Below are 16,523 nucleotides of genomic sequence, written 5' to 3' on the forward strand. Positions count from 1 at the left end.
AAAAGATGCCTATAGCAATCCAAGGAATCCCGGGCTCCTTCCACCACCAGGTGGCAATCAATGTGTTTGGCATTGACGCAGATGTACTCAGTTTTGACACTTTTGAAGAAGTTGCAGCAGCAGTGGGAAATGGTTCGGCTTCACAGGGAGTAATGGCCATTGAAAACTCCATTGCCGGAGCCATCTTACCCAATTATGAAGTGATCGACAGGCATGGACTCTTTATTCAAGGCGAGCACTATCTGCCCATTTCACACAACCTGATGGCTTTGCCCGGCTTGAAAGTGGAAAATCTGCAAGTTGTGAAGTCCCATCCCATGGCCATTTTACAATGCCAAACATTTTTCCAAAAGCATCCCCATATCAAACTTGAACCAGGAAAGGATACCGCCAGCGTCGCCCGGGAAATATCAGAGAAAAAACTCCAATACCAGGGAGCAATAGCCAGCCATAAAGCCGCAGAAATATACGGAATGGAAATTCTGGCCGAAAATATCCAAACTGTAAAAGAAAACTTCACTAGGTTCATCCTGCTGGCCAAAGAACCCGAGAAACCGGCCCAAATACCCAACAAGGCTTCCTTAAAAGTAATCATCCGCAACGAAAAAGGCGCACTGGCTAAGCTTCTTCAAATCTTTGCTGACCAGGATCTTGACCTGAGCAAAATCCAGTCAATCCCTGTGATTGAAAAACCCTGGGACTACGCTTTTTTCATTGACACTTTGATTTCCGATTATACTAAATATTCCAAGGCGCTGGAAAAAGTAAGGGGAGCAGGGAATGAGGTGAAAATATTCGGAGAATACATAAGCCAAAAGCCATGAAAAAATATTCCAAAAGGCTCCAGAATGTCCAGGAATACTACTTTTCTTCCAAACTCAAGGAAGTAAAGCAACTGATTGCCCAAGGACAGCCTATCATTGAGATGGGAATAGGAAGCCCTGACCTGCCTCCACATCCGAGCATTATCAAAGCCTTACAGGATTCCGCCGGTCAGGAATGTTCACATGGATACCAAAGCTATCAGGGTTCTCCCGAGCTGAGGACTGCTTTTGCCGAATTTTATCAAAGGCAGTACGGGGTCAGCTTTACGCCTGAGAATATCCTGCCACTGATGGGATCCAAGGAGGGTATCCTGCACATTTCCATGGCGTTTTTGGACGAGGATGACCAGGTATTGATCCCAAACCCCGGGTACCCCACCTATAGCGCTGTCACAAAACTGGTCAAAGCCCATCCAGTCTTTTACAACCTAAAGGAAGAAGACAATTGGCAACCTGATTTTGAAGCCTTGCAACAGCAGGATCTTTCCAAAGTAAAATTAATGTGGGTCAATTATCCCCACATGCCCACAGGTGCATTAGCCTCAGAGAGCTTATTTGAAAAACTTGTTGCGTTTGGTCAAAACCATAACATCCTTATTGTCCATGACAATCCATACAGCTTCATCCTAAACCCGGAGCCCAAAAGCATTTTCTCAATAGAAGGGGCCGCTGAAAGTGTTCTTGAACTGAACTCGCTGAGCAAAACCTTCAACATCCCGGGATGGAGAGTAGGGATGATGGCAGGGAAAAAAGAATTTCTGCAGGCAATTCTGCAGGTCAAAAGCAATATGGATTCTGGGATGTTTCTGGGAATCCAAAAAGGGGCAATTGCTGCACTCGGACTGAACAAAGAGTGGTTTGATGGATTGAATTCCGCTTATCAGTCCAGAAGAACCCTGGTCTGGAAGCTTGCCGAAAGTCTTGGTCTGACCTTCCATCGACAAACGGCAGGCATGTTTGTTTGGGCTAAATTGCCGGACGGTATGGATGATCTGGAGTTCGCGGACAGCTTGATGCAGGAAAAGCAAATCTTTGTGGCACCCGGCAGCATTTTCGGATCAGGGGGTAAGGGCTATATCAGATTTTCCCTTTGCACATCCGAGGACCGCATACTGGAGGCTATCAGAAGGTGCTCCTCTTAATTATATTCTATCGAAACCTATTAACCTAATGAAACACATACACATCATCGGCCTTGGCCTGATCGGAGGATCATTTGCCCTAGCCATTCGAAAAGCATTCCCGGAAGTACACATCAGCGGATTTGACAAAAACGATCAGCATCTGGAGGAGGCTCAATACCTAGGGCTAATTGACGAGGTCTCAGAAAAACCTTCCGCTGACACAGATATTGTCCTGCTGGCGACTCCTGTTGACGTACTTCCTGAACTTTCCAAAAAACTTTTGGATGAGGTAAGCGCAGAAACCTTGATCATCGACCTCGGCTCCACAAAGGCCACCCTCTGCAAACACCTTTCCGATCACCAAAAGCGGGGGCAGTTTCTGGCCGGCCACCCAATTGCGGGGACCGAATACTCAGGGCCTCGGGCGGCAAAAGAAGACTTGCTGAACAGAAAGGTCTTCATCATTTGCGAAATGGAAAAAACAGATGTACACCTCAAGGGTAAAGCATATGAGCTTTTCGAGGCACTGAACCTGAAACTCCGTTTTATGGATCCCGAAGAGCACGACCTTCATCTTGCCTTCGTATCCCACCTTTCCCATATTTCATCCTTCATGCTGGGCAAAACAGTGATGGACAAAATGGAAGACGAGCGTCACATCTTTGATATGGCGGGCTCAGGTTTTGCTTCTACCGTAAGGCTGGCAAAAAGCTCCCCGGAAATGTGGACACCGATACTGAAGGAGAACAAAACACATGTGCTTGAGGCGCTGGGGTGCTATATCGAAAAACTTAAAAACCTTGAAAACAGCATCAAAAGAGATGATTTCGAGTCGGTGTATCGGCAACTGAAAGAAGTCGGCCCTATTAGGGAGATAATGGATATGGATTGAGAACAGCAAAAGGTTAAGATGGCCATCTGGCAATCTTGACCTTGTTTTGATTTAAAAATCGATAGCGGCGGGCAGGTGATTTTTTCTATAACCTTTCAAAATACTCCGGAGCCTTTATAAGCCTGCTTCCATACCAAGAAAACATTTCACCATCAACTAACTTAACATTCGCATATGGGAATCTTCGCTTAAAATCTTCAAGATGTTTCTCTTTGAAAGGAAATGGTTCCGAACTCAGCAAAACCGTTTCAGGGTTTAATGCAGTAATTTCCTCAACGGTCATTTCGGGATACCGACTGGCATCCACCAAATTGGTATAACCTGCTTTCTCTAGCATGCAGTTCACAAACGTATCCCTCCCGGCAACCATTATGGGATCCTTCCATATCAGGTAAACCACGGTTCCCTTATAAAAAAAATCGCGGCGGAAACCGTATTCCACCAAGTTGATAATTCTTTCTGCTTCTACTTGTTTGCTAGTCATTTCCCCCAGACTTTTCATCATATCCAAAGCATCTTCTAGATTATAAATATCACTTACCCATACCGGGAAATCTTTGGCAAGTGCTTCGATCCCTTCCTGATAATTTTCCTCCTTATTTCCGATGATGAGGTCCGGGTTCAAGGATCGTATTTTGTCGAAATGAAAATTTTTGGTCCCCCCGATAATCGTTTTTGACTTTTTAAAACCTTCTGGATGAACACAAAACTTGGTTACCCCTACAATCTCTTTCCCCAACCCCATATCGGCCAGGAGCTCAGTCTGGGAAGGTACAAGGGACACAATGCGTTGAGGTTCATCAGGTATAGTCAGGTTTCTTCCAAGTTGGTCAGTAATTTCCATATGTGCTTTTCTAGTGTTTTATATCCTCTCAATTTCTTCTACCTTTTTTGGCTAGAAAATTGGAACAATTTTATTTCCTAATACCCAAATAATTGAAAAATCAGGCAAGAAACCAAATGGAGTCGATAATCTTAATCCACCGACAGATTTGATCTAAACTTTGCTTCAATTGATCTGCGCAAAATCTTTGGGCTTTGATCTATTAACATGAAAAGTCCATAGTAGTCCAGCTTAATTCTACCAAGCCTCATTTGGTTGATCATTTCTTGGGTATAATATTTTTTCCAAAAATTAACTCCTTCCTTAAATGCCTTTTTTTCTTCAACTGATTTAATTAACGGCTTATTTCGATTCAATACTGAAAGAGCGGCTTTCAGCATTTTGGAATAATTGGATGACATATTGGATAAGTGAATCCTATATGCTGCAATAATTTTTTCATGATGAATAATTTCATATTTGCGTGTAATCTTGAGGTAAAGGTCATAATCCTCACACATCTTGAGATTCACATCAAATTTATATTCAGCAAACACCCATTTATTATATAACACGGCTGCATGCATTCCAATAAAGTTGCCCTGCAACATGTAGTAGAAATGATTTTCGTTGACAGTATCATTCAAAACAAAAACTTCCCCAGTTTCCTCATAAACTTTCTCATGGGATCCTGCTACAAAAGCGATTTGGGGGTTGTTTTGGATTATATCCAAGTTCGTGTGAAGAGAGTTGGGTTTAAAGTAATCATCCGCATCTAAAAACGCCAAGAATTTGCCTCTACTGTGTCTAATACCAGTATTGCGAGCCGCAGAAAGCCCTTGATTATATTGATAAATATACCTTACTGGCAACAACTTGGCAACCTCTGATGTATCATCAAGTGATCCATCATCGACAACCAAAATCTCCAATTCCTCTATATTTTGTTCAAGGGCACTCTGAACTGCCTGCTTCAGAAATTTCCCATGATTATAGCAGGTAATAATCACAGAGACCTGCACATTTGATAAATGCCTAGTTTCCATCTAAAAAATATTCTTAAAAGTTAAAAATTTAATACAATATAGCAAAAAATGCAGAATTGATTTAGAAGCAACAAAAAAGGGGCAACTAATTGTCACCCCTTCTTTTTTAACTGATATACCTAAAATCAAACTCCGGATCAAAGTCCTCCAAGAACCCTTTGATCAGTGCGATTACCTCGTCAATATCTTTCTTACTGGCCGTCTCCACGGTTGTATGCATATATTTAAGCGGGAGTGATATCAGCGCCGATGGCACACCTTCATTGCTGTAGGCAAAGGCATCGGTATCGGTACCTGTACCCCGGGAGGCTGCGGCCCGTTGGAAATCAATTTTGCGGTTTTTTGCGACAGCTATGACTAAATCTAAAAGCTTTTTATGCACTGAAGCTCCATAAGTCAATACAGGCCCATTTCCAGCTGTCTGATCACCACTTGTCACCTTGTTGTACAAGGGAGCAGTGGTGTCATGACATACGTCGGTAATGATGGCCACATCAGGCTTGATTTTTCTGGCAATCATTTCTGCTCCACGCAGTCCGATTTCTTCCTGAACGGCATTGACGATGTACAGACCGAAAGGAAGTTTGACACCCTCTTCATGAAGTTGCCTGGCTACTTCTGCAATCATGTAGCCCCCGATCCTATTATCAAGTGCCCGGCCGGAATAGAATTTCCCATTTAGCTCAGTCAGTTCATCCCTGAAAGTTACTACGCAGCCAACATGAATCCCCATCTCTTCAACTTCATCCTTGCTTCTGGCTCCCACGTCGATAAAGATATTATCAAGAGTTGGCCCCTCTTCTTTGCTTTTGTCCCTGACATGTATGGCCGGCCAACCAAAAACACCCGGAATGATCTTCTCATCTGTATGTATGTTGACCCGCATCGAAGGAGCGATCATGTGGTCGGAGCCCCCGTTGCGGCGAACATAGATGTAACCTTCCGGCGTAATGTAGTTGACAAACCAGCTGATCTCGTCCGCATGGGCTTCAATTACCACCTTAAATTTGGCATCGGGATTAAGCACCCCCACAGCTGTACCATAATTATCGGTGAAATATTCATCCACATACGGTTTGATATAATCCAACCATATTTCTTGTCCGGACGCTTCAAACCCAGTGGGCGAGGCATTATTTAAATATTTGTATAGAAATTGTGTATTTGCTCCCATTAAGTATTTTGTTTACAAAGGAATGTTGCCATGCTTCTTTCTAGGCAACTTGTCCACCTTGTTCTCCAGCATTTTAAAGCCTCTAATTAACTTCTCTCTTGTTTCCGACGGCATAATCACCTCATCGATAAAACCTCTGTGTGCGGCTCTGTATGGATTGGCAAACTTAGCGGTGTACTCGTCAACCTTTTCCTGCAATTTGGCCTCTTTATCATCAGCCTCTGCAATTTCCTTCTTAAAGATAATCTCGGCAGCACCTTTGGCACCCATTACCGCGATTTCGGCTGTTGGCCATGCAAAATTGAGGTCAGCACCGATATGCTTGGAGTTCATCACGTCATATGCACCTCCATAAGCTTTTCTAGTAATCACGGTAATTCTTGGTACTGTCGCTTCCGAGAAGGCATATAGCAATTTGGCACCATTGGTAATAATGCCGTTCCATTCCTGATCTGTACCAGGTAGGAAGCCTGGTACATCTACCAACACTAGCAAAGGCACATTGAAAGAGTCACAGAAACGCACAAATCGCGCAGCCTTTACAGAGGCGTCGTTATCCAAAACGCCCGCCATAGACTGAGGCTGGTTACCCACTACTCCAATACTTCTACCGGCGATTCTTGCAAATCCAACAACAATATTGTCTGCGTAATTTTTATGTACTTCCAAGAATGACCCCTCATCCAGGGTTCCCTCGATTACCTCCCGCATGTCATATGGATGGTTGGGGTTTTCAGGAATTACCTCATCGAGCACCTTACGGCTTTCATCCTCCTTCATTTCGTATGGATACACCGGAGCCGTGTCCTCACAATTCTGAGGGACATAGCTTAAGATCTGCTTGATATGGTTGATGCACTCCATTTCGTTGGCACAGGAGAAATGGGTCACCCCGCTTTTTACAGAGTGGGCACTGGCCCCTCCAAGTTCTTCTGCGGTCACATTCTCTTGGGTAACCGTTTTCACCACGTTTGGCCCAGTCACAAACATATAGGAGGTATCCTCTACCATTAAGATAAAGTCAGTGATAGCTGGGGAATAAACTGCCCCGCCAGCGCATGGCCCCATGATACCTGATATCTGCGGCACCACCCCAGAAGCAAGGGTATTTCTGTAAAAGATATCTGCATAGCCGCCAAGGGAATTGACACCCTCTTGGATTCTTGCTCCACCCGAGTCATTTAAGCCAATAACTGGAGCTCCATTTTTCATGGCCATATCCATGATTTTGCAGATCTTCTCAGCATGGGTCTCCGATAGCGATCCTCCAAAAACAGTAAAATCCTGGGAAAAAACATAGGTCAATCTACCGTTGACATTCCCGTAGCCAGTAACCACGCCGTCGCCAAGGTAATGTTCATTGTCAATACCGAAGTCCTTGCCCCGGTGCATCACAAACTTGTCAATTTCCTGGAAGGAACCTTCATCCATTAAAAGGTGAATCCTTTCCCTGGCTGTCAGTTTTCCTTTTTTATGTTGAGAGGCTATCCGGGCTTCTCCCCCGCCCTGGAGCGCCTCTTGGTTTTTCTTTTTTAATAAATCATATTTTTCCTGGTTGCCAGGTAAAGTATATACGCCTTTAGTTGTACTATCCATGAGTTTATTGTTGTAAAGATTTAGTCAAATATAGCCATGCAAACCCTATCCAAAAAATTTGCCTTCAACTTATTGTTGTTTTTGTCCAATGTCGGCCTAATTATTGGATTGTGGGCAGAAGATATTTTTTCCTTCTATTTTTTCTTAGTTAAATAAAAAGGAGGAACTAATGCTTTTTAAATAAACTTTCTATATTCGCACAACTAAATTTTGCCAAAAGATGAATTTTAAGAAGGCAGCAGTCATAGACATGGGGACCAATACATTTCATTTGCTATTGGTAGAATTGCATGAAGATAGTTTCAGGACAATTTATAAGGAAAAAGTTGCCGTTAAACTCGGCCAGGGGGGAATTTCCAAAAAACAACTTATGCCTGATGCCCGAAAAAGAGCCTACCACACCTTACAGCATTTCCACAACCTGATCAAAGGTGAAGGAATAAATGACATTTTTGCTTTTGCTACTAGTGCGGTTAGAAATGCAGAAAACGGCCCCGAATTCGTCCAAAAAATCAAAAAGCTTTACAATATAGAAGTAAATGTAATCGATGGTGAGCAAGAGGCCCAGTTGATATATGAGGGTATCAAATTCTCCGGTTCACTTTCGGATAGTACCAGCTTAATGATGGATATCGGTGGCGGAAGCGTGGAATTCATCATTGGCAATAATGTACAGTCCTTCTGGAAGCAAAGTTTTGAAATAGGGGGACAGCGCATGCTTGATCTTTTCCACTATCACGACCCGATTCTTCCTGAAGAAATGGATAAGTTGGAAAGCTACCTAGCCGAAAAACTTCACGATCTAGTTCTCGCTATCCATAAGTTTGAACCGACTGAACTGGTAGGAGCCTCTGGAACCTTTGATACGCTATCAGACATCTATTTTGCAAGCCTTAAACAGAAAAAGCAGAAAACTCAGCAAACATTTGACCTCCCTTCGACTGAGTTTTATAAAATCGCAAAACAACTCGTAACGTTGAACAAGCAAGAAAGGCTGGATATCCCTGGCATGATTCCCATGAGGGTGGATATGATCGTGGTGGCCAGCTTACTGATCACCTATATCTTGAAATTTGTCCCAGCCCAACACTTGTATTGTTCCACTTACGCACTCAAAGAGGGCGCTATTTCCCAACTTATCAGAAAAGAGTGCCCAGTAAATAGTTAATACTCTTCCGTACTTGATTACATGAATTACACACTTGATCGATTAAGTAAATTTTCAAAAGAAGTTTTTTTAAAAATCGGCTGTCCTGAAGACCAGGCAAGCATTGCTACCGGAATTCTATTATCTGCAGACCTGCGGGGGGTGGATTCACATGGAGTGGCTAGGCTATCTGGTTATGTCAGGTTATGGGAGGCTGGAAGGATTAATCCTAAACCAAATATCCACGTCACCTACGAAACTCCCAGCACGGCTGTGGTAGATGGTGATGGAGGCTTAGGGTTGGTAGTAGCGCCTTATGCAATGAAGGTTGCTATTGAGAAGGCAAAACTTGCGGGAACCGGCTGGGTTTCCGTCAAAAACTCCAATCACTACGGAATTGCGGGCGTTCATGCTATGGAGGCTTTGCAGCACGACATGATCGGGCTGTCTATGACGAATGCCAGTCCACTCGTGGCTCCTACTTATGCTAGGGAGCGCTTGTTAGGAACCAACCCCATCTCTGTAGCCATACCGGCGGGAAAGCAGCCCCCTTTTGTGGCAGACTTGGCTACTACCACTGCGGCAAATGGTAAGCTGGAAATCCTTACCCGAAAAAATGAGCAGGCACCATCAGGATGGATTCAAGATAAAGACGGGCAACCAACTACTAGTCCTAGCGGCGTAAAAGATGGTGGCGCATTACTCCCATTGGGGGGTGACAAAGAACATGGTTCACATAAAGGCTATGCTTTGGGGGCCATTGTAGATATATTCTCCGCAGTCCTTTCTGGAGCTAATTATGGTCCTTGGGTGCCGCCATTTGTAGCTTTTCTACAACCAGACCCAAACCCGGTTGGAGAAGGACTGGGACACTTCTTTGGTGCAATGCGGGTAGACGCTTTCCGACCGGCTGAAGAATTCAAATCAAACATGGACAATTGGATTTCAAGATTTAGATCGGCCAAGACAATTGAAGGCCATGATAAAGTCCTAATCCCCGGTGACCCTGAAAGAGAAATTGAGACAATCAGGAGAAAAGATGGAATACCATTGCTTCCTTCCGTGGTGGATGATTTAAAAGCGTTGGGAGAAAAATTTAGCGTTGAGCTGTAAAACAAACGGGGCTTGAATATCAGATATTCAAGCCCCGTTTGTTTTATGCGCCACCTTAATCAACCAAAAAGATCTGAACTCAGATATCTATCCCCCCTATCGCAGACTATGCAGACAATCCAACCTTTATCTATTTCAGAAGCCACTTTAAGCGCAGCATGCAAGGCACCCCCACTGCTCATGCCTGCAAGGACCCCTTCTTCTTTAGCCAATCTTCGAGTCATGTGAGTAGCATCTTGCTGGCTTACGTCTATTACCCTATCTACCCTTTTAGGCTCAAATATTTTTGGCAAAAACTCTTTGGACCACCGTCTTATACCCGGAATGCTTGAACCATCTGTAGGCTGGGTTCCTACAATCTGTATATCTGGATTTTTCTCTTTCAAGTATCTGGACACCCCCATGATTGTTCCCGTAGTCCCCATGGCTGAAACAAAGTGGGTGATTTGGCCATCTGTATCTCTCCATATTTCCGGACCCGTACCGACATAGTGGGCTCTATAATTATCCGGATTGGAAAATTGATTAAGAATGAAATAACCATCCCTTTCGGCCATTTCCTCTGCAAGAGTCCGGGAATACTCAATAGTTTTAGCAGCTGGAGTCAATATGACTTTAGCCCCATAAGCCTCCATGGATAATATTCTCTCTTTGGTGGAGTTATCCGGCATTACGAGGGTCATGTGTACGCCTAGTAAGTTGGCTACCATGGCGAGCGCGATACCGGTATTCCCAGAAGTAGCCTCAATAAGTCTGTCCCCAGATTTAAGCTCTCCCCGGTCTAGGGCAGAGCGGATCATATTATAGGCAGCCCTATCCTTCACGCTCCCTCCTGGGTTTTGCCCTTCAAGCTTTGCGAAGATTTTTACATTTGGATTTTCAGGAATTACGTTAAGCTCTACCAAGGGTGTATTGCCTATCAATTCAAATAAACGCATGGAAAAGAAATTTAAGATCCGCTTTTAACTATAAAAGTATCGGTTTCATTGGTGTTTTCTTGGTGCATTTTAGCCTGATAATAAATTTTAGAATCCGCCGGAATGCTTTTAGTTAACCAGACATTGCCTCCAATGATGCTTTGAGCACCTATTTCCGTTTCGCCACCAAGAATAGTCGCTCCTGCATAAATAACCACCTCATCATGAATGGTTGGATGTCGTTTTTTGTCAGCCATTTCTTTATCAACACTGAGGGCCCCAAGTGTTACACCCTGATACACCTTCACACCGCTTCCGATCAGGGCAGTTTCTCCAATCACTACACCCGTCCCATGATCAATGCAAAAACGTCTTCCAATCTGCGCGCCGGGATGAATATCTATGCCAGTCATACCATGGGCATACTCTGTCATCATACGCGGGATCAGCATTATTTTGTTTCTATACAATATATGGGCTATGCGGTAGGCTGCTATCGCCAAAAACCCAGGATAGCTTCGGATGATTTCAGTTTTGCTTTTGGCAGCGGGATCACCCTCAAACATTGCCTCAACATCCTCCAGTATCAAATCATAGACACCATCAAGATCAGCAAAAAACTTATGCTGTAGCTGAGTTACATCTTGATTGTGAAGTTGAGGATTGAGAAGCAAAAGAAAAGCAAAATCCTCTTTAATTTTCTCATACTTTTCTTCAACTTCAGTCCTTTTCAATAATGATTTCGGGGCATATTCTGGAAAAAGAAACCCTAAAAGCTCTTCCAGGAAATCATGAATGATTTTTCTGGAAGGACATTTAGGGCAGGCCGTGTGGGCTTTATAAATTTTATCAATGAACTTTTGCATAATTGGTTTTTTCCTAAAAAAGAAAACCCGCTCGAATTACATATGGTTCATTGTAGGGGGACCTTAGATTATCATACATCAAATTGTAAAGAATAGATATATTAATCCCTCCTCGTTGGCCAAATGGGGAAAAATAACCCCCTCCAACAAAAAGACCTGGCACCCAGTCACGCTGTAGTCTATCCTGATAATCTACATATTGGGCATTTAAGGTTTCAAATTCTCCATGAAGAAAGAAGTTGGGCAACACGTTAAACCTGTTGAATATCCTACCCCCAAATACACTTGAACCTGGTGTGTTGAGCCAACGGAAGTTTATGTATTGATAAGTTGCACCCACACCGGCGGAATATCTTTCGGTAATCATAACACCAGCCAATGGCGAAACATCAATGAAGGTAACAGACCCAAACTGCAAACTGAAATTACCTCCATAATACATTCTGTCCTTCAATGGAGGGCTTTCATCCAAGTATATTTCTCTCTGCGCAAAAGAGTCAAATGATAAGGCAAGTATTAAAAACAGGACTATTAAGGTAAGTTTACTCTTCAACAATGACATACAGGTCTTCTGATTTACGTTTCATTAAATATCTTTCACGGGCAAACTTCTCCAAAAGTTCATAATTGCTCATCAACTCTTCTCTCTCAGCCTGAATTTTGGTTTTCCGCTCTTGGTAGAATTCTTTCTGTTTTTCCAAATCCCGGAGCTTTGCCCTCAGTTTAAACTGGCTAAAGATGTCATTTGTATCAATGAAAATCATCCAGCATATGAATAGAACTGTAAAAATAAAATAGAAGTTTTTGGTGTACTTAAGGTATTTGGCCATTGCTGCAGATCTTTAACTCAAGCAAATATAAAAATTATTCAATAGAAAAAGGCCCTTCCGAGCTTGGGGCATCTAAAAATAAAAAAGGTAACCAATTGGTTACCTTTTCTTTATTCATTAAAATTTCTTTCCAGGAAAATAGGCTGATTCACCTAGCTGCTCCTCAATTCTCAAGAGCTGGTTGTATTTTGCCATTCTATCAGACCTGGAAGCTGAACCAGTTTTGATTTGGCCAGTATTTAAGGCTACTGCCAAGTCAGCAATTGTAGAATCCTCAGTTTCACCAGAACGGTGAGACATTACAGACTTATATTTATTTCTATGACAAAGGTCAACCGCTTTAATAGTCTCAGTCAGAGAACCGATTTGGTTTACCTTTACCAAAAGAGAATTGGCAATGTTCTCATCAATACCTCTTTGAAGTCTTTCCACATTGGTCACGAATAGATCATCTCCAACAATTTGGATTTTATGGCCAACAGCGTCGGTCATCAATTTCCAACCATTCCAATCATCCTCATGCATACCGTCTTCGATGGAGATGATTGGATACTTGTTGACCCAATCAGCCCAGTAATCAGCCATCTGCTGAGAAGTGAGTTCGTCACCAGTAGACTTTTTGAAAACATATAGGCCTTTTTCCTCATCATAGAATTCAGAAGAAGCTGCATCCATGGCTATGAATACATCCTCTCCAGGTCTGAATCCAGCCTTTTCGATAGCCTGTAGCACCACCTCAATAGCTTCAACATTGGAACGCAGGTTAGGAGCAAATCCTCCCTCATCGCCAACGTTTGTAGAAAGACCTTTGGACTTCAAAACTGACTTTAAGTGGTGGAAAATCTGAGTTCCCATTCTCAAAGAATCAGAGAAGGTCTCGGCACCAGTAGGCATTACCATGAATTCTTGGAAGTCAATCGCGTTATCAGCATGAGACCCACCATTCAAGATATTCATCATAGGTACAGGAAGTGTGTTGGCACTTACCCCACCGATGTATCTGTACAAAGGCTGACCAGCTTCCATGGCTGCAGCTTTGGCTACGGCCAACGAAACACCTAGAATAGCGTTGGCACCTAGATTTGACTTATTTTTTGATCCATCCAAATCAATCATGATCTGGTCAATCATATTTTGTTCAAAAACATCGAACCCAGCCAATTCAGGTCCTATCTTATCATTTACATTGGCGATGGCTTTCAAAACACCCTTTCCCATGTAAACCTCTTTGTCATCATCTCTAAGCTCTACAGCTTCATGAACACCCGTGGAAGCACCACTAGGCACTGCTGCTCTACCAAAAGCTCCGCTATCGGTTACCACATCTACCTCAATAGTAGGATTACCCCTGGAGTCAAGAATTTGTCTAGCGTGAATTTGTTGTATTAAACTCATATGTATAAAAGGTTATAGGTTGATTTAATTATTGATTAAGGCTAAAAACTCATCAAAAAGGTATCTTGAATCATGTGGGCCCGGAGAGGACTCAGGGTGATACTGCACAGAAAACGCCGGTTTTGAAGTATGCTTGATACCTGCAATGGTTCCATCGTTCAAGTGGACGTGAGTAATTTCAACATTTGGGTTGGCCGAAATATCCTCTTTTGTAATATTGAAGCCGTGATTCTGAGAAGTAATCTCACTTTTCCCAGTTTTAACATTTTTGATTGGGTGATTAAGACCTCGGTGACCATGGTGCATCTTGTATGTCCCCACTCCGCAAGCTCTAGCTAACAATTGATGCCCCAAACAAATCCCGAAAAGCGGTTTGTTTAACTCAAGCAATTCTTTTGTAGTTTCAACTGCGTAATCCATCACAGCTGGATCACCAGGACCGTTAGAAAGGAAATAAGCATTGGGCGCCCATTTTTCCATTTCGGCCACACTGGTTTTAGCTGGAAACACTTTGCAATAAACACCGCGATCGGCCAGATTTCTTAAGATATTTAGCTTAATTCCGTAATCTATACAAGCAACTTTTACCTCTGCATTTTCATCTCCAAAGAAGTAAGGTTCTTTGGTTGACACCTTAGAGGAAAGCTCCAAACCGGCCATACTAGGAACTTTATCCAATTCGGCTTGCAGATCTTCCAAGTTATCATATTCTGAGCTGATAATGGCATTCATAGCCCCTTTAGATCGAAGGTGCCTTACGAGTTTCCTTGTATCCACATCAGCAATACCAGTAACACCGTGCTCTTCCAAGTAAGCCTGTAAGCTCTTAGTGGCATCTATCCTACTATGCACATCAGAGAAGTGGCTCACCACTATCCCAGCAATCAAAGGATGTGCAGATTCAACTTCTGTATCTATAGTGCCATAATTTCCAATATGAGGAGTGGTGTTTACGATAATCTGGCCTGTATACGAAGGGTCGGTATAAATCTCCTGATAACCGGTCATCCCGGTATTGAAACATATTTCTCCGCCATTAGTGCCATCCTTGCCTACAAGAGTTCCGTAAAAAACGGTTCCGTCCGCTAAGAGTAAAGTTGCTTTTTTTCTGTTCATTCTTAGGTATTAGATTCGTTGGTCAAATTTAGTGAAATTATTAAGAAGTGAAGAATGTCCTATTCTTAAAGGATATAAAAAAAAGGGATTGAACCAAAGCCCAATCCCTTTTCTATATTATGAAAATAACATATCTTATTCAGATTTGTTTTCATCTTTTGATTCTTCAGCATCAGACGACTTAGCTTCAGTAGAAGCATCAGTTCCTTCAGCCTTAGATGCACCAGATCCTCTTCTACTTCTTCTAGTAGTTTTCTTAGCTGGCTTAGCTTCTTTCAACATCAATTCGTTGAAGTCAACCAATTCAATGATACACATTTCAGCATTATCACCTAGACGGAATCCCGTTTTGATAATTCTAGTGTACCCTCCTGGTCTTGTACCTACTTTCTCAGAGATTTCGCCGAAAAGAGCCTTTATGGCTTCTTTGCTTTGAAGGAAAGAGAAAGCAATTCTTCTATTGTGAGTAGTGTCCTCTTTAGCTCTCGTGATTAGAGGTTCTACATGTTTCTTCAATTCTTTAGCCTTGGCAAGCGTGGTGGATATACGCTTGTGAAGAATTAAGGAAGTAGCCATGTTCGAAAGCATTGCTTTTCGATGCGAGGCTGTCCTGCCAAGGTGGTTAAATTTCTTACCGTGTCTCATCGTTTATTATTCTTCATCAAGTTTATACTTAGACAAATCCATCCCGAAGGTCAATCCCTTATCTTGGATCAACTGCTCCAACTCAGCTAGAGATTTCTTACCGAAATTTCTAAACTTCATCATATCGGAGATTTCAAGTTTGGCAAGGTCACCCAAAGTTTTCACATCCGCTGCTTTCAAGCAGTTGAATGCTCTTACAGAAAGGTCCAAATCGCCTAGAGAAGTCTTCAACAATTTTCTCATGTGAAGGAATTCCTCATCGATTGGCTCAGCTTGGTTCATTGTCACATCCTCAAGTACCATAGTCTGGTCAGAGAACAACATGAAGTGCTGAATCAAAATCTTGGCAGATTCCTGAAGAGCTTTCTCAGGGTGGATAGAACCATCAGTAGATACTTCAAGAATCAATTTCTCAAAGTCAGTCTTCTGCTCTACCCTTGTGTTTTCCACGCTGTATTTCACATTCTTGATAGGTGTGAAGATAGCATCAATAGGAATGACACCGAATACTTGCTCTTTTGGCTTGGACTCTTCAGCTGGAAGGTAACCTCTACCTTTTTCAACTGTTATTTCAATTTCAAAACTTTTCGTATCATCCAAGTGGCAGATGACCAACTCTGGATTCAGGACCTCAAAGGAAGAGGTGAACTTAGCGATATCTCCGGCAGTAAAGACATCCTGATTTTTGATTTCGATGGTGATTTTTCCATCAATAGAATCATGAATCTTCTTAAGTCTTACTTGTTTAAGATTAAGAATGATATCAGTAACGTCTTCGACAACCCCTTCAATGGTAGAAAACTCATGCACTACTCCAGGAAGTTTCACTGAAGTGATGGCATAACCTTCTAGGGAAGAAAGCAAAATTCTTCTCAACGCATTGCCAATTGTTACCCCATAACCCTTTTCAAGTGGCTTGAAGGTAAATAGGCCGTGAAAATCATCAGCTTTTTCCATTACCACTTTTTCGGGCATCTGAAATGCTAGTATGGACATATCTTTAGTTCTTTTAAGT

The 16,523-nt window shown here is 42.6% G+C and carries 17 protein-coding genes; 5 read left to right on the forward strand and 12 right to left on the reverse strand.

What is annotated here, in order from left to right; genetic code table 11:
- Nucleotides 1–5: 5 nt before the first annotated feature.
- The 3 genes from KIH41_RS08655 to KIH41_RS08665 are packed head-to-tail and all read left to right on the forward strand — an operon-like array spanning nucleotide 6 to nucleotide 2,840.
- Nucleotides 6–824: a prephenate dehydratase gene (locus KIH41_RS08655; RefSeq protein WP_214162159.1), complete on the forward strand. Its 819-nt coding sequence runs from the start codon at nucleotides 6–8 to the stop codon at nucleotides 822–824.
- A complete protein-coding gene (locus KIH41_RS08660) occupies nucleotides 821–1,966 on the forward strand; it encodes a pyridoxal phosphate-dependent aminotransferase (protein WP_214162160.1) in 1,146 nt (381 codons plus the stop codon). The genes KIH41_RS08655 and KIH41_RS08660 overlap by 4 nt, the downstream gene beginning before the upstream one ends.
- 28 nt (nucleotides 1,967–1,994) lie before the next feature.
- Nucleotides 1,995–2,840 carry a prephenate dehydrogenase gene (locus tag KIH41_RS08665; RefSeq protein ID WP_214162161.1) on the forward strand — a complete coding sequence of 282 codons (846 nt, stop codon included), beginning with the start codon at nucleotides 1,995–1,997 and terminating at the stop codon, nucleotides 2,838–2,840.
- 85 nt (nucleotides 2,841–2,925) lie between these two features.
- On the opposite strand, the gene KIH41_RS08670 is transcribed toward KIH41_RS08665, so the two are convergent.
- From KIH41_RS08670 to KIH41_RS08685, 4 genes are all read right to left on the reverse strand, one after another.
- A complete protein-coding gene (locus KIH41_RS08670; RefSeq protein ID WP_214162162.1) occupies nucleotides 2,926–3,684 on the reverse strand; it encodes an ABC transporter substrate-binding protein in 759 nt (252 codons plus the stop codon).
- Between the two features lie 131 nt (nucleotides 3,685–3,815).
- On the reverse strand, nucleotides 3,816–4,709 hold the full coding sequence (locus tag KIH41_RS08675) for a glycosyltransferase family 2 protein (protein WP_214162163.1): 894 nt from the start codon (nucleotides 4,707–4,709) through the stop codon (nucleotides 3,816–3,818).
- 106 nt (nucleotides 4,710–4,815) lie between these two features.
- On the reverse strand, nucleotides 4,816–5,883 hold the full coding sequence (locus KIH41_RS08680) for a M42 family metallopeptidase (RefSeq protein WP_214162164.1): 1,068 nt from the start codon (nucleotides 5,881–5,883) through the stop codon (nucleotides 4,816–4,818).
- A gap of 12 nt (nucleotides 5,884–5,895) precedes the next feature.
- A complete protein-coding gene (locus KIH41_RS08685) occupies nucleotides 5,896–7,479 on the reverse strand; it encodes an acyl-CoA carboxylase subunit beta (protein ID WP_214162165.1) in 1,584 nt (527 codons plus the stop codon).
- Nucleotides 7,480–7,699: 220 nt separating this feature from the next.
- On the opposite strand from KIH41_RS08685, the gene KIH41_RS08690 reads away from it, so the two are divergent.
- Both KIH41_RS08690 and KIH41_RS08695 read left to right on the forward strand, forming a co-directional pair.
- Nucleotides 7,700–8,647, forward strand: a complete 948-nt coding sequence (locus KIH41_RS08690; protein ID WP_213944912.1) for a Ppx/GppA phosphatase family protein — start codon at nucleotides 7,700–7,702, stop codon at nucleotides 8,645–8,647.
- A 21-nt stretch (nucleotides 8,648–8,668) separates the two neighbouring features.
- Nucleotides 8,669–9,739: an Ldh family oxidoreductase gene (locus KIH41_RS08695; RefSeq protein WP_213944911.1), complete on the forward strand. Its 1,071-nt coding sequence runs from the start codon at nucleotides 8,669–8,671 to the stop codon at nucleotides 9,737–9,739.
- 59 nt (nucleotides 9,740–9,798) lie between these two features.
- Here the strand turns inward: KIH41_RS08695 and cysM are convergent, their stop codons facing one another.
- The 8 genes from cysM to KIH41_RS08735 form a co-directional block, all read right to left on the reverse strand.
- Nucleotides 9,799–10,677: a cysteine synthase CysM gene (cysM, locus tag KIH41_RS08700; protein ID WP_213944910.1), complete on the reverse strand. Its 879-nt coding sequence runs from the start codon at nucleotides 10,675–10,677 to the stop codon at nucleotides 9,799–9,801.
- Between the two features lie 11 nt (nucleotides 10,678–10,688).
- Entirely contained in the window at nucleotides 10,689–11,522 is an 834-nt protein-coding gene (gene epsC / locus KIH41_RS08705) for a serine O-acetyltransferase EpsC (RefSeq protein ID WP_214162166.1), read from the reverse strand.
- Between the two features lie 13 nt (nucleotides 11,523–11,535).
- Entirely contained in the window at nucleotides 11,536–12,084 is a 549-nt protein-coding gene (locus KIH41_RS08710) for a hypothetical protein (RefSeq protein WP_213944908.1), read from the reverse strand.
- Nucleotides 12,065–12,352, reverse strand: coding sequence for an FtsB family cell division protein (locus KIH41_RS08715; protein ID WP_213944907.1), 288 nt, complete (start codon nucleotides 12,350–12,352; stop codon nucleotides 12,065–12,067). Before KIH41_RS08715 ends, KIH41_RS08710 begins: the two co-directional genes overlap by 20 nt.
- A gap of 117 nt (nucleotides 12,353–12,469) precedes the next feature.
- A complete protein-coding gene (gene eno / locus KIH41_RS08720) occupies nucleotides 12,470–13,747 on the reverse strand; it encodes a phosphopyruvate hydratase (protein ID WP_213944906.1) in 1,278 nt (425 codons plus the stop codon).
- Nucleotides 13,748–13,771: 24 nt separating this feature from the next.
- On the reverse strand, nucleotides 13,772–14,863 hold the full coding sequence (gene carA / locus KIH41_RS08725; RefSeq protein WP_214162167.1) for a glutamine-hydrolyzing carbamoyl-phosphate synthase small subunit: 1,092 nt from the start codon (nucleotides 14,861–14,863) through the stop codon (nucleotides 13,772–13,774).
- Between the two features lie 135 nt (nucleotides 14,864–14,998).
- Nucleotides 14,999–15,508: a 50S ribosomal protein L17 gene (rplQ, locus tag KIH41_RS08730; protein ID WP_213944904.1), complete on the reverse strand. Its 510-nt coding sequence runs from the start codon at nucleotides 15,506–15,508 to the stop codon at nucleotides 14,999–15,001.
- Between the two features lie 6 nt (nucleotides 15,509–15,514).
- Nucleotides 15,515–16,504, reverse strand: coding sequence for a DNA-directed RNA polymerase subunit alpha (locus KIH41_RS08735; RefSeq protein ID WP_143960029.1), 990 nt, complete (start codon nucleotides 16,502–16,504; stop codon nucleotides 15,515–15,517).
- Nucleotides 16,505–16,523 lie beyond the last annotated feature (19 nt).

It is taken from the genome of Litoribacter ruber (assembly GCF_018500185.1).
Classification (GTDB): Bacteria; Bacteroidota; Bacteroidia; order Cytophagales; family Cyclobacteriaceae; genus Litoribacter; species Litoribacter ruber.